This is a genomic window from Pelistega europaea (assembly GCF_013133775.1).
Taxonomy (GTDB): domain Bacteria; phylum Pseudomonadota; class Gammaproteobacteria; order Burkholderiales; family Burkholderiaceae_B; genus Taylorella; species Taylorella europaea.
Map to the genome: position 1 here is coordinate 33,345 of NZ_JABGBO010000001.1, position 21,950 is coordinate 55,294.

Annotated in this window: 20 protein-coding genes; 12 read left to right on the forward strand and 8 right to left on the reverse strand. The window is 41.5% G+C overall.

Annotated features, from left to right (window positions below):
- The first annotated feature begins 9 nt into the window (after window positions 1-9).
- The gene (locus tag HKX40_RS00165; protein WP_171587546.1) at window positions 10-1,587 is read left to right on the forward strand and encodes a peptide ABC transporter substrate-binding protein; all 1,578 of its coding nucleotides are present in this window, start codon (window positions 10-12) and stop codon (window positions 1,585-1,587) included.
- 13 nt (window positions 1,588-1,600) lie between these two features.
- Here HKX40_RS00165 and HKX40_RS10820 read toward each other — a convergent pair whose 3' ends face one another.
- Both HKX40_RS10820 and HKX40_RS00175 read right to left on the reverse strand, forming a co-directional pair.
- On the reverse strand, window positions 1,601-3,604 hold the full coding sequence (locus HKX40_RS10820) for a UvrD-helicase domain-containing protein (RefSeq protein WP_171587547.1): 2,004 nt from the start codon (window positions 3,602-3,604) through the stop codon (window positions 1,601-1,603).
- Between the two features lie 6 nt (window positions 3,605-3,610).
- A complete protein-coding gene (locus HKX40_RS00175; RefSeq protein WP_171587548.1) occupies window positions 3,611-4,387 on the reverse strand; it encodes a ferredoxin--NADP reductase in 777 nt (258 codons plus the stop codon).
- Window positions 4,388-4,748: 361 nt separating this feature from the next.
- Between HKX40_RS00175 and HKX40_RS00180 the strand changes: the two genes are divergently transcribed.
- The 9 genes from HKX40_RS00180 (at window position 4,749) to HKX40_RS00220 (ending at window position 12,775) form a co-directional block, all read left to right on the forward strand.
- Window positions 4,749-5,939 (forward strand): ABC transporter substrate-binding protein, encoded by a 1,191-nt coding sequence (locus HKX40_RS00180; protein WP_171587549.1) that lies wholly within the window; start codon window positions 4,749-4,751, stop codon window positions 5,937-5,939.
- Window positions 5,940-5,944: 5 nt separating this feature from the next.
- The gene (locus HKX40_RS00185; RefSeq protein WP_171587550.1) at window positions 5,945-7,852 is read left to right on the forward strand and encodes an ABC transporter permease; all 1,908 of its coding nucleotides are present in this window, start codon (window positions 5,945-5,947) and stop codon (window positions 7,850-7,852) included.
- Window positions 7,853-7,864: 12 nt separating this feature from the next.
- Window positions 7,865-8,680: an ABC transporter ATP-binding protein gene (locus HKX40_RS00190; protein WP_171587551.1), complete on the forward strand. Its 816-nt coding sequence runs from the start codon at window positions 7,865-7,867 to the stop codon at window positions 8,678-8,680.
- Window positions 8,681-8,754: 74 nt separating this feature from the next.
- On the forward strand, window positions 8,755-9,528 hold the full coding sequence (locus tag HKX40_RS00195; RefSeq protein WP_171587807.1) for an ABC transporter ATP-binding protein: 774 nt from the start codon (window positions 8,755-8,757) through the stop codon (window positions 9,526-9,528).
- Window positions 9,529-9,730: 202 nt separating this feature from the next.
- Window positions 9,731-10,015 (forward strand): DUF3861 domain-containing protein, encoded by a 285-nt coding sequence (locus tag HKX40_RS00200; RefSeq protein ID WP_171587552.1) that lies wholly within the window; start codon window positions 9,731-9,733, stop codon window positions 10,013-10,015.
- A 56-nt stretch (window positions 10,016-10,071) separates the two neighbouring features.
- Complete coding sequence (locus HKX40_RS00205) at window positions 10,072-11,181, forward strand: S-(hydroxymethyl)glutathione dehydrogenase/class III alcohol dehydrogenase (protein WP_343042910.1); 1,110 nt, start codon at window positions 10,072-10,074, stop codon at window positions 11,179-11,181.
- Between the two features lie 9 nt (window positions 11,182-11,190).
- Entirely contained in the window at window positions 11,191-12,018 is an 828-nt protein-coding gene (gene fghA, locus HKX40_RS00210; RefSeq protein ID WP_171587808.1) for an S-formylglutathione hydrolase, read from the forward strand.
- 216 nt (window positions 12,019-12,234) lie between these two features.
- Complete coding sequence (locus tag HKX40_RS00215; protein WP_171587554.1) at window positions 12,235-12,477, forward strand: hypothetical protein; 243 nt, start codon at window positions 12,235-12,237, stop codon at window positions 12,475-12,477.
- The gene (locus HKX40_RS00220) at window positions 12,467-12,775 is read left to right on the forward strand and encodes a hypothetical protein (protein ID WP_171587555.1); all 309 of its coding nucleotides are present in this window, start codon (window positions 12,467-12,469) and stop codon (window positions 12,773-12,775) included. Before HKX40_RS00215 ends, HKX40_RS00220 begins: the two co-directional genes overlap by 11 nt.
- 54 nt (window positions 12,776-12,829) lie before the next feature.
- Here the strand turns inward: HKX40_RS00220 and HKX40_RS00225 are convergent, their stop codons facing one another.
- Window positions 12,830-14,422, reverse strand: coding sequence for a DUF945 family protein (locus HKX40_RS00225; RefSeq protein WP_171587556.1), 1,593 nt, complete (start codon window positions 14,420-14,422; stop codon window positions 12,830-12,832).
- 216 nt (window positions 14,423-14,638) lie between these two features.
- Window positions 14,639-15,268 (reverse strand): MBL fold metallo-hydrolase, encoded by a 630-nt coding sequence (locus HKX40_RS00230; RefSeq protein WP_216605112.1) that lies wholly within the window; start codon window positions 15,266-15,268, stop codon window positions 14,639-14,641.
- A 49-nt stretch (window positions 15,269-15,317) separates the two neighbouring features.
- On the opposite strand from HKX40_RS00230, the gene HKX40_RS00235 reads away from it, so the two are divergent.
- Entirely contained in the window at window positions 15,318-15,905 is a 588-nt protein-coding gene (locus HKX40_RS00235; RefSeq protein WP_216605113.1) for a GlxA family transcriptional regulator, read from the forward strand.
- 106 nt (window positions 15,906-16,011) lie between these two features.
- Here HKX40_RS00235 and panB read toward each other — a convergent pair whose 3' ends face one another.
- On the reverse strand, window positions 16,012-16,842 hold the full coding sequence (gene panB, locus HKX40_RS00240; RefSeq protein WP_171587559.1) for a 3-methyl-2-oxobutanoate hydroxymethyltransferase: 831 nt from the start codon (window positions 16,840-16,842) through the stop codon (window positions 16,012-16,014).
- Between the two features lie 237 nt (window positions 16,843-17,079).
- On the opposite strand from panB, the gene ilvB reads away from it, so the two are divergent.
- The gene (gene ilvB, locus HKX40_RS00245) at window positions 17,080-18,813 is read left to right on the forward strand and encodes a biosynthetic-type acetolactate synthase large subunit (RefSeq protein WP_171587560.1); all 1,734 of its coding nucleotides are present in this window, start codon (window positions 17,080-17,082) and stop codon (window positions 18,811-18,813) included.
- Between the two features lie 70 nt (window positions 18,814-18,883).
- On the opposite strand, the gene HKX40_RS00250 is transcribed toward ilvB, so the two are convergent.
- The 3 genes from HKX40_RS00250 to HKX40_RS00260 are packed head-to-tail and all read right to left on the reverse strand — an operon-like array spanning window position 18,884 to window position 21,882.
- Window positions 18,884-20,206, reverse strand: coding sequence for a TRAP transporter large permease (locus HKX40_RS00250; RefSeq protein WP_171587561.1), 1,323 nt, complete (start codon window positions 20,204-20,206; stop codon window positions 18,884-18,886).
- A gap of 3 nt (window positions 20,207-20,209) precedes the next feature.
- Complete coding sequence (locus tag HKX40_RS00255) at window positions 20,210-20,746, reverse strand: TRAP transporter small permease (protein ID WP_171587562.1); 537 nt, start codon at window positions 20,744-20,746, stop codon at window positions 20,210-20,212.
- A 2-nt stretch (window positions 20,747-20,748) separates the two neighbouring features.
- A complete protein-coding gene (locus HKX40_RS00260) occupies window positions 20,749-21,882 on the reverse strand; it encodes a TRAP transporter substrate-binding protein (protein WP_171587563.1) in 1,134 nt (377 codons plus the stop codon).
- Between the last annotated feature and the right edge of the window lie 68 nt (window positions 21,883-21,950).

Below are 21,950 nucleotides of genomic sequence, written 5' to 3' on the forward strand. Positions count from 1 at the left end.
GAGGTCTTTATGAAATCGTTTCGTTTGACATTGTTATCTTGTCTTTTAGGGATGTCGCTATCTTCTGCTTATGCAGAGACTACTTTGTATTTAAATAATTTGGATGACCCTACTTCACTTAATCCATCGCAGGGGTTCAACACAGTGTCTTGGGAGCCTTTGAATAACTTGGTAGAAGGGTTGGTGCGTTTGGACGCCAATCATGTCGCAGCACCAGCAACAGCAGAAAGCTGGGTGGTGAGTGAAGATGGCAAGACGTATACTTTTAAGCTACGTCCTAATGCAAAATGGTCTAATGGAGACCCTGTGACGGCAGAGGATTTTGTCTTTGCATGGACGGAGATGCTTAAGCCTGAAACGGCCTCTCCTGCAGCATTTTTAGCTTATGACATTGTAGGAGCAAAGGCGTTTAATGAGGGCAAGGGTTCTGCAGATGCATTGGGCCTTAAAGCTATCGACAACCACACATTAGAGGTCAAATTAGCAAATCCAAGTATTGCCTTTTTAAATATTATTACGAACCCTAATTTTGCCCCTGTTGATAAGAAAGTGGCGCAGACAAATCCAAAGTGGCATACAGAAGCGGCTACATTTGTGGGCAATGGTCCTTTTGCACTTAAAGAGTGGAATCATGCAAAGAACCTTGTGATGGTGAAAAACCCTAATTATTGGGATGCTGCTGCTGTCAAGATTGATAAAGTGGAATTTGCAATGGTAAGCGATTTAAATACCTCATTCCAAATGTATCGGACAGGAGAGCTGGATGCCATTCCTTCACCAATCCCTGCCACGATGTATGATAAGGTCAAAAATGGTAAGGATTTCCACCAAGCAGCGACAGCCGGGAGTTATTTCTTCCGTTTGCATACAAAAATGCCTCCTTTCCAAAACAAAAATATTCGCAAGGCTTTTGCCTTAGCGATTAATCAAGCTGATATTGCTAATTATGTTGTCAAACAAGGGCGATTACCTGCCTATGGGTTTGTCTCTCCCGGGTTTACTGGTCCTGATGGTAAAGACTTTCGAGCTGAGAGTGGGGATTTACTTAAGACAGATATAAAAGAAGCTAAAGCACTATTAGCCAAGGGCATGGAAGAAGAGAAATATCAGAATTTACCTGAGGTGACTTTAACCTATATTAATGATCCTACTGATAAGCGTATCGCTGAAACCATCCAAAATATGCTAAAACAAAATTTAGGTGTGGATGTTAAGCTGCAAAGTTTAGAGCGTAAAGTGTTCTTTGCTAAACAACGGGGGTTAGAACTGCAATTCTCACGTAGCTCTTTCCTTAATGATTATGCAGACCCTTATAACTCATTAGAAAGCTTTACAACTGGTTCAGCCTCCAATCGTACAGGCTGGTCTAATGCAGAGTATGATAAGTTGATAAACCAAGCTAAAGTAGCGACTGATGCTCAAGCACGTTGGAAAGACTTGTTGGCCGCTGAAAAGATTTTGATGGATGAAGCGCCTATTATTCCGCTGTACTTCTATAATCAATCTTACTTGGAAAGTCCCAAAGTCAAAGGAATCCTCCGTCACCCTGTTGGCTTTATTGATTTAAAACACGCAACTAAAGAGTAAGGTGTGAAGAGGCTCATCGGATGATGAGCCTTTTTTTCAGCTGTTCCTTTATATGCTTTAGTTCTACCAGTGCTTGATGTTTTTGAGGGCTCATAGGTTGGCGTGTTTGTTGTGGTTTTTGTGAAGATAAAGAGGGAAAATCACTGTCGTGAAAGTGGGGAACAATAGAGCGAGAAGTTGCTGCTAGAGCCTTATCTTGCAATAGTGCTGGAGATGGCAAATATAGGCTGAGATGTTTCTTTGCACGGGTGATGGCTATATAGAATTGGTGTCTAGCCAATTCACTGTGAGCCTGGCCAAATCCTTGTTGGTCGGCATGGTAAACCAATACACTATCATATTCCCTCCCTTTGGATTGACTAACGGTTACAAAGCGGATGCCTTCTCGCTCACTCCAACGCTTATGTAGTGTATTGGCACGTTCATGCCATTGTGCCAGTGTGTATTGATGCACACGAGCATCTTCTTTTAAGGCATCCCATGCAGCACGATTAATGCGATCGTATATGCGTTGAGAAGTTGCTGACCATAGACGGGTGTTTTTTTCAAACCAGCACATAATGTCATAAATCGTCTCATGCTCCCGATTGGGACCATTTTTCCAGAGGATTAAGGCCTCATAAAAGTCGTGTTGGTAAGCAAGTTGAGACGTATTTTGTGGAGAAGGTTTGCTTGTATTGCTTTCTGATAAATGAATATCAAAATACATGCGAATGGTTTGTAAAGAAGGCTTTTTTAGCATCTCTTGCTTAGCTGACTCAGGCAGTAGGCATTGAGGCAACTGCAAAAATTGTGCTAAATCAAAGGCAATATTTTTGATAACTTTGCTTTTGGGATCAAGCAAATAATCATAGCGCAAGACACATAGAATATTGAGGATAGCCACGCCAACTGAATGGTGGATACCAAGGGCAATTTTGCTTTTGCTATGCGTAAAAAAACTAAAAGCTGCCTGTAGCTGTGCCGGAGTATCTTGACTGATAACAACTGTTTCTCGGTGTATTTTTGCTAAATCTTGTTGTGTCACTTGAGTAATAACACTCTTGTGTGATGCTCGTGATGTGATAGGTCGTTGGATAATGGTTTGGGCTAGATTGGCAATCTTTTGGTCGTAGCGGTAGCTATGATTAAGATAACGAGTCTCGGCGTTGAGCTGACGAGAAAATTGGTCGAATACAAAGGCCGTATTGGTTCCACGCCATGCAAAGATATTTTGAAACCTATCTCCTACCGCAACCACGTACTTGGCGGATTTTGCTAAACGCAATAAAAAGCGTAATTGTAATGGAGTGGTGTCATGAAATTCATCAATAAACTGCTGTGTGTAACGTTGCCCTATTTTCTCAATAATCTCGCCATCTTCCACATATTGCAGCAAATCATATACAGCCTCACCTGGAGAACGAAAACCTTGTTCTCCGTAAGGTGTTGTGTTGGGTTGAGGTCCATCTTCCCACTCAAAAATGCTGCTATCATAATTAGATAAGGCGGGGTGCCAAGTTTCTCTATAGTTTTCATAAGCAGAAAACAAGCGACGAATTAAACGCCAATCATGATTGAGTTTACCGGCAAGAACTTCTTCTAGAGCCTCGTCATCATCATAATCAAACGCACATGATGCACGATAAAAATCAATATCATCCATCAATTCTTGCATTAATACAGATGAAGGAGATGGGAGATTAATAAATTGATTAGTCGCCTGTGCATAACTAATAAGTTGCTCTGCCACTTGTTCGTAGAGCATAGGAAGCAATTCTTTTTGGATGACGTCTCGATTGAGTATAAAACGAGTGTCTCCTAATTGATGTAATAGACGACAAGCAAAGCCATCAATCGTCTGCACAACTGCATTACGTACTTGGCGTTGTTCTAAATAGAGATTCAGAACATCACGACCTGTCCTGCTGAAGGTGAGCATCAATGCGGCACCGGGAATCCAGTGATCCCGTACATCATCGGCAATATAGGTGGTTTTACCGCTTCCAGCGACACCTTCAACAAGAATGGCTTTCACAGAGATTTATTGGCTTACAAATGCACGTTCAATTACAAAATCGCCCGGTGTTGAGGTATTTCCCTCTTTCATACCGCGCTCTTCGCACATGCGTTTAAGATCTGCCAACATAGCCGGACTACCACAAATCATGACACGGTCTTCGGCTGGATTTAATTCTGGCACGCCCAAATCTTTGAATAATTTACCAGTTGCAATATGATCGGTGATACGGCCTTGCGTACGGAATGGTTCGCGAGTCACTGTAGGATAGTATTTAAGTTGCTTACTTACCATCTCACCAAGGAATTCATGCTGTGGTAATTCCTTAGTGAATAAATCGTAGTAAGCTAACTCATTGACCTGACGTACCCCGTGTACAAGGATAACTTCCTCAAAACGCTCATATGTTTCTGGATCACGGGTAATACTTAAAAATGGAGCAAGACCCGTACCTGTAGCGAATAAATAAAGACGTTTAGCTGGCAATAAATAATCTAGTAATAAAGTTCCAGTAGGCTTACGTCCAATAATGATAGAGTCACCTGGTTGGATATGTTGCAAGCGAGAAGTTAATGGACCATCTTGTACTTTAATACTAAGGAACTCTAAATGTTCTTCATAGTTAGGACTGGCAATACTATACGCACGAAGTAAAGGTTTGCCATCTACCATCAAACCAATCATGGTGAAATGGCCGTTTTTAAAACGCAAAGCCTGATCGCGAGTTGTAGTAAAGCTGAATAAACGATCAGTCCAGTGATGAACTGTGAGAACTTTTCCTTCTAAGAATGCAGATGACATAGTAAAAATTTCCCTTGTTGGGTCACAAAAAATATTGACTGTATTTTACCTAATAAATAGGAAATTAGGGGTTAATCTGGATTGTAAATTGGACAAAAAAGGAAGTGGATTTTTATGGATGAGCTTATTAGTACACATAGTGATAAGAAAAAAATGAGATGGTGTATATTTTTTAAAAGAAATGTTTATAGGAATACTGTATTGATAATGTGGTTGATAGTTGTTGCTAGGAAAACCTAAAGGGGTAGCGGTGTCATCAGGTAGTTTAAATGTGAAAATAATTAAGAGTATTTACATATTGATATAGAATGTTGGTTATAGTATAGGTTGTTTTTTTTTTTTTTTAGATGTGGAGAGACAGATGTACCGTCAACTCGTTTGTGCTTTACTAGGTGCTGCAGTGAGTGTTGGAGCCTATGCTAAAGAGGTGATTAAGGTTGGAGAAATTAATAGTTATAAGACTATTCCTGCCTTTTTGGACCCTTACCGTAAAGGGATTGAATTAGCCGTAGAGCAAGTGAATGCCGAGGGAGGCATTCATGGAAAAACATTAGAAGTGATTATGCGTGATGATGGAGGCACCCAAAGTAACGCTATTCGTGAGGCACAGACTCTTGTACAACGCGATAAAGTAGACCTATTAGCAGGTAGTTTCTTATCACATATCGCTTTAGCAATTTCAGACTTTGCACAAAAGAAGAATGTATTTTTCCTAGCGGGTGAACCTTTAACGGATAAGATGACATGGGAAAAAGGCAATGAAAACACCTTTCGTTTGCGTGATTCTACTTATATGAAAGTTGCTATGCTGATTGATGATGCTGTGGCGTTGAAAAAGAAACGCTGGGCATTGGTATATCCAAACTATGAATATGGCCAATCAGCAGCAGAAACCTTTAAGAAAATGATGAAGGCGCGTCAGCCTGATATTGAGTTTGTAACTGAGCAAGCAACGCCATTTAATAAAATCGATGCTGGTAGCGTTGTACAAGCTATTGCTGATGCAAAGCCAGAAGCTGTCTTTAATGCATTATTCAGCACTGACTTAACTAAATTTGTGCGTGCTGGTAATACGCGTGAGTTATTCAAAGATATTCAGGTGGTGAGTTTATTAACAGGTGAACCTGAATATTTAGATCCGCTAGGTGCTGATACGCCGAAAGGTTGGATTGTAACAGGCTATCCTTGGTATGCGATTCACACCCCAGAACATGAAGCCTTTTTGAAATCTTACCAAGCAAAATTTAATGACTATCCTCGCCTTGGTAGCTTGGTAGGTTATATGATGGTACAGTCGTTAGCCGCTGGTTTGAAAAAAGCACCATCTACTAAAACAGAGGATTTAGTAGCGGCTTTTAAAGGTTTGGAGCATATGAGTCCAGTTGGCAAGATTACTTATCGGGCTATTGACCATCAATCTACGATGGGGGCTTATGTAGGGCGACTTGATGTAAAAGATGGCAAGGGTGTGATGGTGGATATTCGTTATATAGACGGGGCGAGTGTACAGCCTCCAGATGAAGAAGTGCGCCGTCTACGTCCACAGCAATAGTTGTTATGTCAGCCTTATTTGTGCAATTACTTAATGGACTCGCAAGTGCGAGTTCATTGTTCATGGTGGCAGTGGGATTGTCATTGATTTTTGGTGTCACCCGTATTGTCAACTTTGCTCATGGCTCTCTTTATATGGTGGGACTTTATCTTGCCTATTCTCTAACTCACTTATTTGGTGTAGAGAGTATATGGAGCTATGGCTTAGGTGTATTGTGTGCTGCTTTGTTAACAGGTTTATTAGGAGCAGTGATTGAGATTGTTTTGCTGCGGCATATTTATAAAGCTCCTGAACTTTTTCAACTTCTGGCGACATTTGCATTGGTACTAATTATTAGTGATGCGGTGTTATGGATCTGGGGGGCAGAAGACTTGTTAGGTACTCCTGTACCAGGATTAGAGGGTTCCATCAGTGTTTTGGGACGAGCTATGCCTATGTACAGTTTGGTACAGATGTTGATAGGACCTACAGTTTGGTTGTTACTGTGGTTTTTATTAAACCGTACTCCTTGGGGGATATATGTACGAGCAGCACAACAAGACAAGGAGATGTTAGGTGCACTGGGGATTAATCAAGCATGGTTGTTTACCAGTGTATTTGCATTGGGAGCTTTTCTAGCAGGGCTGGGAGCAGCACTAGAATTACCTAATGAACCAGCCAGTTTAAGTCTGGATATGCGTTTGATAGGAGATGCATTTGCTGTCGTGGTGATTGGCGGTATGGGTTCTATTGGTGGAGCTTTTGTTGCAGCACTGTCTATTGCTGAAGTCAAAGCACTAGCGAATTGGCTAGGCACTATGCAAGTGGCAGGGATAGCAATTAATTTTAGCCAGTTTTCGCTAGTTGCAGAGTTTTTCTTGATGGCATTGGTGTTAGTGATTCGACCTTGGGGTCTGTTTGGCAAGCCTCAAGAGAAGTCACGCAATTCTGCACCGATTGAACGCCCTCTTCAACCAGCTACTTTACGTCTAAAGGGGGTTGTGTCTGTTGCAATCGTAGTGGCAGTTGTCTTGCCTTTTTTGGGTGATGACTATGGAGTGATTTTGCTACAGGATGCCTTAATTGCCATATTGTTTGCTGTGAGTCTGCATTTTATGGCAGGGTTGACAGGTATGCATACCTTTGGTCATGCAGCTTATTTTGGTGTGGGGGCTTATGCTGCTGCTGTTTTTTCTCTGCAGCTTGCTTTTCCGATGGAATTGAGCTTACCCTTGGCTGCGATTGTTGCAGGGCTTTTTGCAGCAGTCTTTGCTTGGTTTTGCATTCGTTTGTCTGGTATTTATCTGGCGATGTTGACTTTGGCGTTGGCACAACTGTTATGGTCTATAGTGTATCAATGGGATGGTTTCACAGGTGGCTCTAATGGTTTAGTTGGTATTTGGCCAAGCGATTGGTTAGGTGAAGGATACACTTATTATTACTTTACATTAGTGATTGTTGTCCTGAGCTTGATACTCATTCGATGGATAGCCTTTTCTTCTTTTGGGTATGCCATGCGAGCAAGTCGAGATGCGGAATGGCGAGCAAGAGCAATTGGTATCCCAGTGCGTAAGGTGCGGTGGCAGGTATTTGTCTTATCTGGCTTTTTTGCAGGGCTGGCAGGGGCTTTATATACTTTTTCAAAGGGAAGTATTTCCCCAGAGGAGTTAAGTGTAGCTCGTTCTGTAGATGGTTTAGTAATGGTCTTATTAGGAGGGATTCAATCCTTGTGGGGGCCGATTATTGGGGCATTAAGCTATACCTTCTTGCATGATTTTATGATTAACCTTACTGACTATTGGAAAGCCCTATTAGGCGGTATTATTATCGTACTGGTGTTAATTTTCCCCATGGGAATGACGGATTTGCCCAGTATTGTCCAGCGTATATTCGGCAGAGGTCGGACTGCTGCTGGGGAAAAGATGCATTTCTAGAAAGGGGTATGGATGAGCTTACTTCAAGTAGAAAATATCAGTAAATCTTATGGAAACTTCTGGGCAGTCAATCAGGTGAGTTTCAGTCTAGAAGCAGGTCAAATGTTGGCACTTATTGGTCCTAATGGTGCAGGTAAAAGTACTACATTTAACATGATAGGCGGACAAACCAGAGCAGATAATGGGTGTATATGGTTTGATGCAAACTCACTGTCTACCTCAAAGAGAGAAGGGGCATTAACAGGCAAGGTAGATTTACTGGGTTTGTCCAGTGAAGAGATTTGGTCCCTAGGTATTGGACGCACGTTTCAAATTGCAGAAATCTTTCCTTCTTTAACTGTGAGGGAAAATGTGCAGTTAGCTTTGCAGGTTGCTCATGGCAAAGGTCTTGTATGGTGGAATAAAAGTTATCAAGACTATCAAGATGAAGCGGAGTCTTTATTGATTGATTTAGCCATGCAGGAAAATATTAATCGGGCTGCGAGTGAAATCGCTTATGGTGATGTAAAGCGATTAGAACTTGCTATGGCATTGGCTAGTCAACCTAAGTTATTGCTGATGGACGAACCCACTGCAGGGATGTCCCCTACTGAGCGTATGGAGATGATGGCACTGACTAAACGTCTTTCTCAACAGCGTGATATGGCAGTGTTATTCACTGAACATAGTATGGATGTAGTATTTACCTACGCCGATTATATTATTGTGATGGCGGCTGGCAATATTGTCGCCGCTGGTACTCCTAATCAAATCAAAGATAATCCGGTAGTGAAAGAAGTGTATCTAGGGAGCGTGGTAGTTGAGGACAAAGCTATTGTCCAAGCCTGACAGCAAAGCAAGGTGTTGAATAACAGTATGGCAATGGTATTTGTGGGTTAGCAGTCATGATGAATCAAGCAGAGATGGTGATTGATAGCAACGATAAAAGAATAGAGAATACTCCCTCTTCTTTTTCTCCTTTATTAGACGTACAACACTTACATGCGTGGTATGGTGGAGCACACATTTTATTTGATGTGAATCTACAGGTGGGAAGAGGTGAAGTTGTTGCTCTTATGGGAAGAAATGGAGCAGGAAAATCCACTACTTTGAAATCCATCATGGGGTTAGTTGACAAGACCCAAGGAGCGGTATTATTTCGAGGTCAGTCGATTCAAGGATTAGCACCCTATAAAATTGCGCGTTTGGGTTTAGGGTATGTGCCTGAGGATAGACGTATCTTTGCTGCACTAAGTGTGGATGAAAATTTATTCACAGGTAGACAGGCTCCACGAATGTGGGAGGATGGTACACCAGCAGCAAGTTGGACGCCTGAGCAGTTATTTACGCTGTTTCCTAATCTAGCAAAGATGCGGCAACGGCCTGGTACAAAAATGAGTGGGGGCGAGCAACAAATGTTAAGTGTGGCACGTACGCTGATGGGAAATCCTTATCTAGTGCTATTAGATGAACCCAGCGAGGGAGTGGCGCCTGTGATTGTGGATCAGATGAAGACGATGGTTCTGCAACTTAAGGCACAGGGTGTTGGAGTGTTATTATCGGAGCAGAATTTAGACTTTGTGTTGGCAGTGGCAGATAGTGCTTATATTTTGGAAAAAGGTGAGGTGAAATACTACGGCTCTATTACGGCGCTGAAAGCAGATAGGACATTAGCACAGCAATATTTAGCTGTGTAATGGTTTGGTTATTTTTTCAACATATACAAGTGGATGTATCAATAAGGCAATGAATATTATTTTAGAAATAAATTAAAACGATATTGATGGTAAAGGGTATAGAGAGGATATTGATTTTTGATTAAAATGAAAAACGGTTAAGCAGGTTTTTACTGGATTTTAAGATACCTCTAAAAGGTTTTGAGATGAGAATGTGAAAGCGATGAAAAAACATCAATATGCCGTAACAGTAGACTATATTGCTGATGCAGAGGGGAATGAGGTCAATCAGACCCTTCGGTTTAATGCTCCTAACCATGATAATATTTTTCGTATTATTGAGTTAACGCAACAAAGAGAGGGATTTACGCCTGAAATGGCACAAAGGTTTGCAGTAGGATTGAAACTGATGAGTGAAGTGATGTTAGAGAATAAAGATAATCCTTTGTTTCAGCAGCTACGCCCTTTTATGATGGAGATGATGAAGGTCATTAAAGGCAAAAATTAGTCAGACCTTATGTGAAGTAAGACGTATTATTTTATAGGAGATTTTATATGGATTTCATTAAGACGCGTGCCGCAGTGGCTTGGGCACCTAATCAACCTTTATCGATTGAAGAATTAGATTTAATGCCTCCTCAAAAAGGAGAAGTATTGGTGCGTATTGTGGCAACGGGTGTTTGTCATACGGATGCTTATACTTTGTCTGGTCAGGATTCAGAGGGTGTTTTCCCTTGTGTGCTTGGTCATGAGGGTGCTGGTATTGTTGAAGCAGTGGGTGAGGGAGTGACTGATTTTAAAGTGGGCGATCACGTGATTCCTCTTTATACTGCTGAATGTGGTAAGTGTAAGTTCTGTTTATCAGGTAAAACCAATTTGTGTTCTGCGGTGAGAGCGACTCAAGGTAAAGGCTTAATGCCTGATGGCACTGTGCGCTTTTTTAAAGACGGTCAGCCTATTTACCACTATATGGGAACCTCCACTTTTTCTGAGTACACCGTTGTTTCTCAGTACTCATTAGCGAAAATTCAGGATGAAGCCCCATTAGAAGAAGTATGTTTACTGGGTTGCGGTGTGACCACCGGTATGGGGGCGGTATTGAAAACCGCGAAAGTGAAAAAAGGTGATACGGTTGCGATTTTTGGTTTAGGAGGTATTGGGTTAGCTGCTGTTATTGGGGCAAGAATGGCAGGAGCTAGTCGTATTATTGGTATTGATATTAATCCTGATAAATACGAAAAGGCAATGAAACTTGGTGCTACAGAATGCATTAATCCCAAAGATTATGATAAACCTATCCAAGAAGTGATTATCGACATGACGGATGGTGGTGTAGATTACTCTTTTGAGTGTATCGGTAATGTGGATGTTATGCGTTCTGCTTTAGAGTGCTGTCACAAAGGTTGGGGTGAAAGCATTATTATTGGTGTTGCTCCAGCAGGTGCAGAAATTCGTACAAGACCTTTCCAATTAGTGACTGGGCGAGTGTGGCGTGGCTCAGCTTTTGGTGGCGTGAAAGGTCGTTCAGAGCTCCCAGGCATTATTGATCAATATTTAAAAGGTGAATTTGCTTTGAGTGACTTTATTACCCACACAATGCCTTTGGAGCAAATCAATGAGGCGTTTGATTTAATGCATGAGGGTAAATCTATTCGTTCGGTTATTCATTTCTAAGCGACTATGTTGACATTACTTTCCAAAAATAAAATGTTTGGTGGCTATCACGAACGGTATAGCCACTATTCAGAGACAACGCAGTGTCAGATGACATTTGCGATTTATCTTCCCCCCCAGGCAGCCACAGAAAAAGTGCCTGTGTTGTACTTCTTATCTGGGCTTACTTGCACGGATGAAAACTTTTCTACTAAAGCCGGGGCGCAACAATATGCCGCTAAATATGGTATTGCCTTGGTGATGCCAGACACTTCTCCTCGTGGAGAAGAGGTAGCCAATGATGTAGGGTATGACTTAGGACAAGGTGCAGGTTTCTATGTGAATGCGACACAACAACCTTGGGCAAAGCATTATCAAATGTATAGCTATGTGGTGGAAGAGTTACCCAAGTTGATTGAGGCAAACTTTCCTGTGAGTGATAAACGCTCTATCTTCGGTCACAGTATGGGTGGTCATGGTGCATTACAGATTGCTTTAAAGAATCCCCAGCGTTATCGTTCTGTGTCGGCTTTTGCCCCTATTGTTAATCCAATGCAAACCCCATGGGGACAAAAGGCTTTTCTAGCTTATTTAGGAGAGGATAAAACACTTTGGTCTCAGTATGACAGTACACAGCTGGTTGCGACGGTGGCGAATGCTGTTCCTATCTTGATTGATCAAGGTGATGCAGATGCTTTTTATCCCAAGGAACTCCAACCAGAGCAGTTTGTCTCTGCTGCCAAGTCTAATCATATTGCAGTTGATTTTTCACTGCAGTCAGGTTATGACCATAGCTATTTCTTTATTGCTTCTTTTGTGGAAAAACATATTGCTTTTCATCAACAGTTTTTGAAATAAGTGGGACTGCTTAACCCCTAAATGCCTTGTGACTATGGATTATAAATGGATACTCCATATCTGTGGTCACAAGGCTTTTCTTATATGATTCTCAGTATTTTCTTTAGATATATCCTGAATATTTATTTTTGGAAGTGAAGGTCCGAAGTTATACATATTGCAACTGTTGGCATTATCTTCTGTTTGTACAATCAATGGTTTTATCTCTTATATGGCGTGGTGAGTTTTTTAGGTATTGGTGAGGGGATTTTCAGGGTCGCCTACCAAGCCATGATGGCAGATATCGTTGATGATGCTGATTTACTGTCTGCCAATGCGGTGAATACCTTAAGTATGCGGCTATCATTGACGGTGGTACCTTTATTAGGAACGATGGCTTTTGTATCTTTTGGTGGTGTAATGTCTATGTCGATTGTGGTGGATTTATGCGGCCTATTTTTTAGGTGGAGTGGGAGTTGAGATATTTAATATTCCCTGGTTTACCGCTATTCAGCGTGAAGTTCCCAAAGATAAAATTGGACGGATTTCTGCGTTAGATTTTCTGGTCTCTTATGGTATGAGTCCTCTTGCTTTGGCGATTTTGCCCTTTTTTATTCAGTCCTTTGGGCAAATGTCTGTGTTGCTTATATGTGGAGGATTAACCATAACGAGTGCTTTATTGGCTTTGCTTGTTCCGGGAGCATGGTATATGCGAGATCCACGCAGAGAGCAACCATTGGGTAAGTGGGGGGAAGTAAACTCCTGTCTAAGAAAATAGGTGTAAATTCTATTGAAATTACACCTATAGAATCAATTAAAGCAACTTAAACGGTTAGGGATTGGTGGGACCTTTAACACCAAAGCGTGCTAGGAATGTTAGTAGACGATTGCTGACATCACTTGCCTGAAGTAGTGCATTGGCTTTATCAGTTGACTGCCCTAGTTTTAATGCTAGTCCCCATACTGGGATTTCTTCCCCATTAAAAGTAACCGTCTTTGTTGTAATGATGGGTTTACCTTTTTCAGGGGTTGCTTTTAATGTAAACTGTAAAACCCCATCTTTATCAATGGCCAACTCAGAGGCTATTAATGCTTGTGCTACATCATCAATGATAGCAACAAGTTCTGGTTTATCTTGGTCCGAGGGTGCTGCTAGTTGATGCTTTTTAGCAGTGATGGTTGCTACATCCATCAAGGTTTGAACTGCCCATGCTTTGGTAGCACTTAACTGTATATCGACATCTGAAATACTGTTAAGGAGAGCCTCTTCTTGGCTAGAGGCACTCAGTGGAGGCATTAAAAGTCCGATGTCGGCTTTGATATTGGCAGTACCGCCTGCATTTGTATGGATGATGGGACCGAATGTCACAAGGGGACTATCATTAAGCAGAGCAATACCCGCACCACTTAATGGCAGAATGTGAGGAGACATAATTTGTTCAGCGATTTCATCGCTATTTTGCCAGTTGTTTTGTATGCCCTGGCGGATAAAATCTACCAAAATATTGGACATGACTTTTGTGAGTTGACCTAAGGCATCTGAGTTAACTCGTTGAAACCCTATAGCGGTTTCAAATTGTCCAACAGCTGTGTCTAAGATAGACAGATTCTGCGTACTTGCTTGTGAACGAATATTGGTGATGTTGCCATCGTTATCTAATGTAAACTGACTATCAATAGGTGTTGCTCGTAATGAGAATACATCATTAATATCAATGAAGTAATCTTTGATTTTGCTTTTTGAGTGAATAGACAGTTTTTTGTCCTGCTGTCGTATGTCTGAAGATGAGGCATATTCGCTGGCTTTAGTGAGTAAAGAGATGTCTTTGTCACTTAATCTAGATTCAGAGCCAGATGAAAAGTCTTGTAAGTGGATGTTCTTAAAATCTTTGTCTGCACTGAATTCAAGTGTATAAGGGTTAATAGTAGAAGACTCAGTCACCCCATTTTCTGTAGTTTGCATTTTAAAACGAGCCGTGCTGAGTTTCCCTTTGAGCTGTTGATCATAGCCTAGAGAATATTCTATGAGTAATGGTTGATCATCTTTGGTAGAAGTAAATAACTGCTCTGTGTATTGGTTGCGAACCAAAGTAACCTTGCTATTGTAGCTAATAGGGGCAAAGTGTCCTTCTTTTAGATTGCTCCAAGGAAATGGTCCATGCTCAACATCATGCTGAAGAAATGGGATGTCATTACCTTTTTCATCTTTGATAGATACTATGTAATGACTAGCAAAAATACCTGATTTTTCTAGTCTAGCATCAACAGAATAGTTAATCCCAAGGCTATCATGAAGATAATGATTAAGATCAGCAACTTTTTGGTCAATATGTTCGTGTAACTTTGAGCCATGATAATTGCTGGCAATGGGATAGATGGCAGCAAGGGCGATAATGAGACCGCCAAAGAATGTCTTTTTACGCATGGAATTCCAATGTGAGTGAACAAAACGCCATTATAACCGTAAATAACAGATGGGTATTTTGAACACTTCTTGTAGAGGAAAAGAGACGGTTCTTATAAAAAATGGAGAACAAAGATTTAATCTATCAATCTATAGCAATACAGCATAGACTGCCTTTAAATATAAGCATAGGCTGGATAGAGAATAATTTCCCGTATCCAGATGCCTTTAGATGTATTAGAAAGTGAAAGAGTCACCCCCTTTAGGGACAGCAACTCGCTTAGTTAAATGGTGTTTGGTCACAAATTTACGCATGTCGTCACTACTGACCACGCAATGGTTTACAGCATCCATGTGAACAGTGATGATATTTGCTTTGGGCATGACTTTATACGCCTTGGCAACATCCTCAGTTCCCATAATAATACTACCATCAAAACCCGTTAGTTGGGCATACCCTGTATTCATGACAATGACCTCAGGCTGATAGGTTTTTAGGGCATGATCCACTTGGTAGGTCCAGATGGTATCACCCATGAGGTACATGGTTTTCTCTCCTTTGGCTTGTAGTACAACCCCCATTGCTTCACCTGCCATTTCAGCTAATTGGGGTATGGCATACATCGCATCAGTACCATGCTGTCCACCAACCTTACTTAACTTGACTTGCTTAAATTCGGTATTTTTACCAACTACACGTACATCTTTAAATCCTTGAGAACGAATAATTGTCGCATCTCCTGCATTTTGTACAAAGATAGGTAAATCTTTAGGGAGTTGCTGTTGTGCTGCTTCATCCCAGTGGTCTGCATGTGTGTGAGTCACAATGATAGCATCGACACCTTCTAAAAGTTTGTCTACTGACATAGGAAGGTCTACCATTGGACTGAATTCTTTTCACTTTGCTATTCCCCAGATGGTATTTTCCATTGCTGTAGATGGTCAACCACTATTTGAGGTGAAGACAGTGTCAGAAACCGCATATGTAGAAGATCAACGAGTAATGACATCTGCTGGAACGGCTGCAGGGCTGGATTGCTGTTTGGCAGTTGTGCGTAGTTATTACGGTGTCAAAATTGCTAATAAGCTAGCTAGGCTGTTGGTGATTCCTCCACACCGGGAGGGAGGGCAGGCACAATTTATTGAACAACCTATAGCAAGGAAAACCACCCGAGAAAATATCAATCAGGTACTGTTATCAATGAGAAAGGATTTAGCCAAAAATTATACCTTGGATACTTTGGCTACTCGCTTAAAGATGAGTCGTAGCACATTTATACGTCATTTCAGAAAAGCAACAGGGGTGTCGCTTAATCAATGGTTAATTGATTCAAGGTTGCAACAAGGAAGGGACTTGCTAGAAAGTACTCATATGACGGTAGAGGAAATTGCGGAGCGGATAGGCTTTCACTCGGCGATCTCTTTTCGGCAGCATTTTAAAAGGAAACACCAAATGAGTCCAAAGCAATGGCAAAAACAGTTTACTAGTCAGGAGAATACCTAAGGGGGATTGTCCTCAATGCAAGCAGGGGACATTCACCAGAAAGTGCTTCTTGATGTTTATGCAATGAATGCCTTTTTTCAAGAAGCAGCTATCTATTAACAGTTTGTTATTTTAAGCCTTTTTTTACCCCAAAACAGTGATCTAGTGTAGGAAATGTGCCTCCACGCACTTCTTCTGCATACGCTTTAACCCCCTCTCGAATGACGGCTCCTACATCGGCAAATTGTTTAGCAAATTTAGGGATACGAGGGCCGCTCAAATTCAGAATATCCTCAGCAACGAGAATTTGTCCATCACATTGAGGTGAGGCTCCGATACCAATAGTAGGGATATTGACATTTTCGGTAATACGGCGGGCTAGACTTTCTGCACTACCCTCGATAACAATAGCAAATGCCCCTGCTTGTGCTTGGGCAATGGCATCATTATAAATACGCTCTGCCATTTCTTCACTCAATCCTTGAGCTTTAAACCCACCCATAGTATTAAAATATTGTGGCATCAAACCAACATGTGCCATCACAGGGATACCGCGTTCGGTCAGAAAACGAGTGGTATCTGCGAGAAAAGCTCCACCCTCCATTTTTACGGCTTGAACATTACTATGCTGGAGAATATGGGCTGCGTTACGGAAAGCTTGCTCTTTGGACTCCTGATAACTACCAAAAGGCATATCCACCACCACGGCTGCTTGTTGTGTTGAACGCATCACAGCGGCACCATGTGCTGCCATTTGCTCAACAGTGATGGCTAGAGTATTCTCCATGTTGTACCCTACCATCGCTGTGGAGTCACCAATCAGGATTAAGTCTACAAACTCATCCAGAATGCGAGCAAAAGGTGCTGAATAAGAGGTGAGACAGACAATTTTTTGTTGTCCTTTCATTGCTGTGATTTGTGGAATGGTAATACGTTTAATATCAACATGAGTGCTCATGGCAAAATGTCCTAAGAGTAAAACTAAAGAGAAATAGAATACCCCATTTTTTAAGGACTCATGCCTGAAAATACTTATATAGCGGATTTTTGTAGAGAACTGCGGGGAAAATGGCAGTATTTTTACTTAAACATGCCGTGTCTAGGCAAGGGTCGTGATGCTGTTATTTCAGAGGATATTTCAGTTACAATATACGGCAAAATTTATGTATAACACATTTCATTTTTGGATGATACTATGACACAAGAAACACCATTAACAGGCGCACAGGCTCTATTGAATACCTTAATTGAGCAGGGTGTAGATACGATTTTTGGTTATCCAGGCGGTGCGGTTTTACCGTTATATGATGCTTTATATTCTGAAAAACGCATTCGTCATATTCTTGTCCGTCATGAGCAAGCAGCAGTACATGCAGCAGAAGGATATGCACGTTCAACAGGGAAAACGGGGGTAGTATTAGTTACTTCTGGTCCTGGGATGGCTAATACGACATCTGGCTTATTGGATGCTATGTGTGATTCTATTCCTGTGTTGTGTATCAGTGGTCAAGTGGCTACCAGTGCGATTGGCACTGATGCTTTCCAAGAGTGTGATGCAGTCGGTATTTCTCGTCCAGTCACAAAGTGGAATGCACAGATTAAACGTGCAGAAGATGTGGTCGGTTTGGTATCTAAGGCTTTTCAACTAACCAAACAAGGTCGTCCTGGTCCTGTATTACTGGATTTCCCTAAAGATATTCAAATGGCAACCATTCCTGCAAATAGTAGTGAGGTGGTGCCTTTGGAAGAACCACCACAAGTTTCTCCTTCCGTATTACAAGCATCGATTAAACGGGCGGCCTCATTAATCGTGAATGCTAAACGTCCCGTATTTTATGGTGGTGGAGGCTTGATTAATTCAGGCAAAGACGCTTGCGAGGTGTTTAGTAATTTAGTGAGTTATACCGGTGCTCCATGTACATTAACGCTAATGGCGCTGGGGGCTTATCCTGCTACTGATAAACAGTTTCTTGGTATGTTGGGTATGCATGGTACATTAGAGGCAAACCTTGCGATGCATGAAGCTGATTTAATAGTGTGTATTGGTGCACGTTTTGATGACCGTATTACAGGGCGATTATCAGATTTCTGTCCTCATGCCGTGAAAATCCATCTTGATATTGATCCTGCCTCTATTGATAAAGTAGTGCGTGCTGATGTGGCTCTTGTGGGGGATTGTTATGCCGTGCTAAAAGACTTATTTAATGAAGTGAAGTCGTTAGAACAAGATCCTCGCCGTATGGATGACTGGTGGAAGCGTATTGAGAAATGGCGTAGTAAACAATGCTTAGCTTTTACACCTTCTGAGGAAGTGATTTTGCCACAAGCCTTGTTAAGTGAAGTAAATCGCTTGGTAGCAGATCGTGATGCCATTGTCAGTACGGATGTCGGACAACATCAAATGTGGGCAGCACAATATTTGCAATTCAAACGCCCTAATCGTTGGTTAACTTCAGGGGGGGCTGGAACTATGGGTTATGGTATGCCAGCGGCTATTGGTGCGCAAATTGGTAACCCTGATGAGCTTGTGGTGTGTATCACAGGTGATGCATCTATTCTCATGAATATTCAGGAGATGGCGACAACTATGCAGCACCAAGTGCCAATCAAGGTGATTTTATGTAATAACCAACACATGGGTATGGTGCGTCAATGGCAAGAGCTTATTCATAGCGAGCGTTATAGCCATAGTTATAATGCATGTATGCCTGACTTTGTGGCATTGGCAAAAGCGTTTGGCTGGCAAGCAGCCACTGTATCTAAACCAGACGAGTTAGAAGCGGCGCTCTTGCAGTGTTTAAATGCGGACGGTCCTTATTTCTTGGATGTACGTGTACAAGCCCAAGAAAACTGCTTCCCTATGATGCCAGCTGGCTATGGACATCAGCAAGTGATGTTGTCGGAAGATACGTGGTATGTAGAAGAATAAGGCGAGTCTGTTGAATGATGATAAAAAAGCTTAACATCTTAGAAAAATGTTAAGCTTTTTTTAAGGGCGGTTAAGTCCACCATTGAACTAACCATAATGTGATTCCTGGGAAAAAAACTAGAAGGATAATACGAATTAAATCTGAACATAAAAAAGGGAATATCCCTCTGTAAGTGTCTCCCATTGGAACGTCACGAGCTAGACTATTAATAATAAAGAGGTTCATACCAACAGGTGGTGTGATAAGGCCAATCTCCACCACCATAAGTGCTAGGACACCAAACCAAATTGATTTGTCAGTGGCGTTTAGTCCCCAGAAATCTAAGCCTAAAATGATAGGTAGGAACACAGGGATGGTTAACAATATCATGGATAGGCTATCCATAACACAACCAAGAACGATATAAATAAGAATAATCGTAAATAGGATAACAAGAGGAGGAAAACCACTGCCAAGAACCCATTGTGCCATATTTGATGGGAGTTGTGATAGTGCAAAGAAAGCGTTTAGTACATCAGCACCCAATAGAATTAGGAAAATCATTGCTGTGCCCGATGCTGTATCAAAAATAGCTCGTTGGAATTTTGCAAAGTCTAATTCTTTGGTCAGGATGGCGAGGATAGCGACAGCTAAAGTACCAATGGCCGCTGCTTCTGTTGGAGTGAATATCCCGCCATAAATACCTCCCAATACTAGTAAAAAGATGAGTAAAATAGGCCATACTTGCTTGAGTAAAGTGATACGTTGTGACCATGATATTTGTTGGATTGCAGGGCCACTGTTTGGGACTAGACGCACATACATGAGGATGGCAAGGATATATCCACTTAAGGCAATAAGCCCGGGAATCATCGCTGCCATAAACATGACAGAGATATTTTGTTCCGCCAATACAGCATAGATAACCAGAATTACAGAAGGAGGAATGAGAATACCCAATGTGCCTCCTGCAGCTAAAGCACCTGTAGCTAGTGCAGGCGAATAGTTTGCTTTTTTTAATTCAGGCAAGGCTACTTGCCCCATAGTAGCAGCAGTAGCCAGTGAAGAGCCACAGATCGCACCAAAACCGGCACAAGCTCCTACTGCACTCATCGCAACCCCTCCTCGAAAGTGCCCGATAAATGCGTTGGTTGCCATAAATAATCTAGATGCCAAACCACCTTGTGATGCCAGATTTCCCATCAGCAAAAACAAAGGAATGACAGATAAGTCATAGACAGAAAAACGAGCAAATGCCATAGTTTTTAGATAGTTAATAAGAGGTAGCCAACCTGCTAAGCTAATATACCCTACCGCCCCTGCTACAAACATGGCAACACCAATATGAATACGGATAACCAGAAGAATAATGGCTAATAGCCCAACTAGTAAACTAATTGTTAAGGCACTCATCTCTTAACCTCGCAGAGAGCGTAATTTGATATAGGCAGTATATAGTGCAGTGAGACACAGCAAAGCAAATCCTGGTGCTATCGTAATATGTGCAATCCATTCTGGCCAACCTAGAATCATGGTGGTCGTTTTCCATTTGTAGGTACTGATTGCTCCTTCTGCACTGCGCCAGGTTAATAGTGCACTTACTATGGCGAGCAAAAGCGCTGCGATTAAATCTAAAGAGTCTTTGATAAGCGGGGATGCTTTTACTGTGAAGAAGTCAACAATTATATGGGAGTTTTTCATCTGAGCATAGGGTAGGAAAGCCGATATAGCTAGAGCACAAGCAATTTGTACCAGCTCAACATCTCCTGTGACGGGTTGATTAAATAGCCAGCGGCTGACAACACTAATAGTTGAAGTAATACAAATTGCTATCAGTAAAATAACAGCGATGAATGCTGAAATCTGAGACCAGCGTAGTAGGAAAAGTCCCAGTTTGTCGCGAGGTACAGTAGCTTCCTGTACCTCTTTTTGGATAGGGTTAATATCAGCCATGATTATTGATATTGATTAACGAGTTCTTTGGCTCTATCAAGAATCTTTTGTCCATCATATCCTTTGGCAGAGACTTCTTTCACCCAGTCAGCGCTAACTGTTTCACCTGCTTTTAGGATAGATTGAAAGCCTGTATCAGAAATCTCATTGACAGTGTTGCCATGATCCAGTGCTTTTTGTTTGGCTGCAGGTGCAGAGTTGTCCCATGCTTTTCCAATAGATGCAGAAAATTCTTCTCCAGAATTATTATCAATCACTTTTTTGAGATTGTCAGGCAGACTGTCATAGCGTTGTTTATTCATAGCGATGGTAAACAAAGCACTGTAAAGTACTGGGTTAGGGGTATTTACCTCGGAGTGGAATTTAGTCATTTCGTGGAGTTTAACAGTAGGTACTACTTCCCAGGGCAGAATATAACCATCGATAACACCTTTAGATAGGGCATCCGCCATTGTTGGTAAAGGCATAGATACAGGAGTTGCTCCTAGTGCAGCAAGTAGCTTATTAGTTAAGCGAGTAGGGGCTCGCATCTTGAGTCCTTGTAAGTCTTCGACACTATTAATGGGATGCTTATTGTTGTGGAAATGACCTCTATCATGGACATTAAAGGCAAGAGGTTTCACATTCTCAAAGTCTTTTTGACCGAACTCCTCGTAAATTTTCCATGCGACACGGCTACCGTTTTCTCCATTTTTAATGAGGAAAGGTAGTTCCATTACCTCCATAGAAGGAAATCTTCCAGCTGTATAACCTGGCAATGTAAATACAATATCTGCAACACCATCAGCAACCTGTTCTATAAGTTGGGGTGGTGTACCTCCAAGTTGCATAGCAGGATAGAATTGACAACTAAGTTGTTGTTCTGACTCTTGTGAAATTTTTTCGCACCAAGGCTCTAACACTTGCTTTTGAGCAAGTGCAGATGGAGGCCAAAAATGAGCAACTTTCAAAATAATATGTTCTTTGGATTTTGCATTAGTTGTTTGATGGGTGCTGGGCGACTCTTGTGATGCAGATGTGTTTTTTTGCTGTTCTGTGCTTGATGTCGTTTGTTGTGAGGTTTTTGATTCGTGAGAATCATCAGAGCAAGCAACTAATAACACAGAGGCAAGAAGTGTAAGGGTAAATTTATACATAATGTCTCCTACAAATTAATCGTTATTGGTATACCTTTAATTTACAGTGGAATATGTAACTTAGACAA

Excerpts from the sequence above, each read along its gene's own strand:
- HKX40_RS00165 (WP_171587546.1), top strand. The coding sequence starts at position 10 with ATGAAATCGTTTCGTTTGACATTGTTATCTTGTCTTTTAGGGATGTCG.
- HKX40_RS00175 (WP_171587548.1), bottom strand. The coding sequence starts at position 4,387 with ATGTCATCTGCATTCTTAGAAGGAAAAGTTCTCACAGTTCATCACTGG.
- HKX40_RS00180 (WP_171587549.1), top strand. The coding sequence starts at position 4,749 with ATGTACCGTCAACTCGTTTGTGCTTTACTAGGTGCTGCAGTGAGTGTT.
- HKX40_RS00185 (WP_171587550.1), top strand. The coding sequence starts at position 5,945 with ATGTCAGCCTTATTTGTGCAATTACTTAATGGACTCGCAAGTGCGAGT.
- HKX40_RS00190 (WP_171587551.1), top strand. The coding sequence starts at position 7,865 with ATGAGCTTACTTCAAGTAGAAAATATCAGTAAATCTTATGGAAACTTC.
- HKX40_RS00195 (WP_171587807.1), top strand. The coding sequence starts at position 8,755 with ATGGTGATTGATAGCAACGATAAAAGAATAGAGAATACTCCCTCTTCT.
- HKX40_RS00200 (WP_171587552.1), top strand. The coding sequence starts at position 9,731 with ATGAAAAAACATCAATATGCCGTAACAGTAGACTATATTGCTGATGCA.
- HKX40_RS00225 (WP_171587556.1), bottom strand. The coding sequence starts at position 14,422 with ATGCGTAAAAAGACATTCTTTGGCGGTCTCATTATCGCCCTTGCTGCC.
- HKX40_RS00230 (WP_216605112.1), bottom strand. The coding sequence starts at position 15,268 with ATGTCAGTAGACAAACTTTTAGAAGGTGTCGATGCTATCATTGTGACT.
- HKX40_RS00235 (WP_216605113.1), top strand. The coding sequence starts at position 15,318 with ATGGTATTTTCCATTGCTGTAGATGGTCAACCACTATTTGAGGTGAAG.
- panB (WP_171587559.1), bottom strand. The coding sequence starts at position 16,842 with ATGAGCACTCATGTTGATATTAAACGTATTACCATTCCACAAATCACA.
- ilvB (WP_171587560.1), top strand. The coding sequence starts at position 17,080 with ATGACACAAGAAACACCATTAACAGGCGCACAGGCTCTATTGAATACC.
- HKX40_RS00250 (WP_171587561.1), bottom strand. The coding sequence starts at position 20,206 with ATGAGTGCCTTAACAATTAGTTTACTAGTTGGGCTATTAGCCATTATT.
- HKX40_RS00255 (WP_171587562.1), bottom strand. The coding sequence starts at position 20,746 with ATGGCTGATATTAACCCTATCCAAAAAGAGGTACAGGAAGCTACTGTA.
- HKX40_RS00260 (WP_171587563.1), bottom strand. The coding sequence starts at position 21,882 with ATGTATAAATTTACCCTTACACTTCTTGCCTCTGTGTTATTAGTTGCT.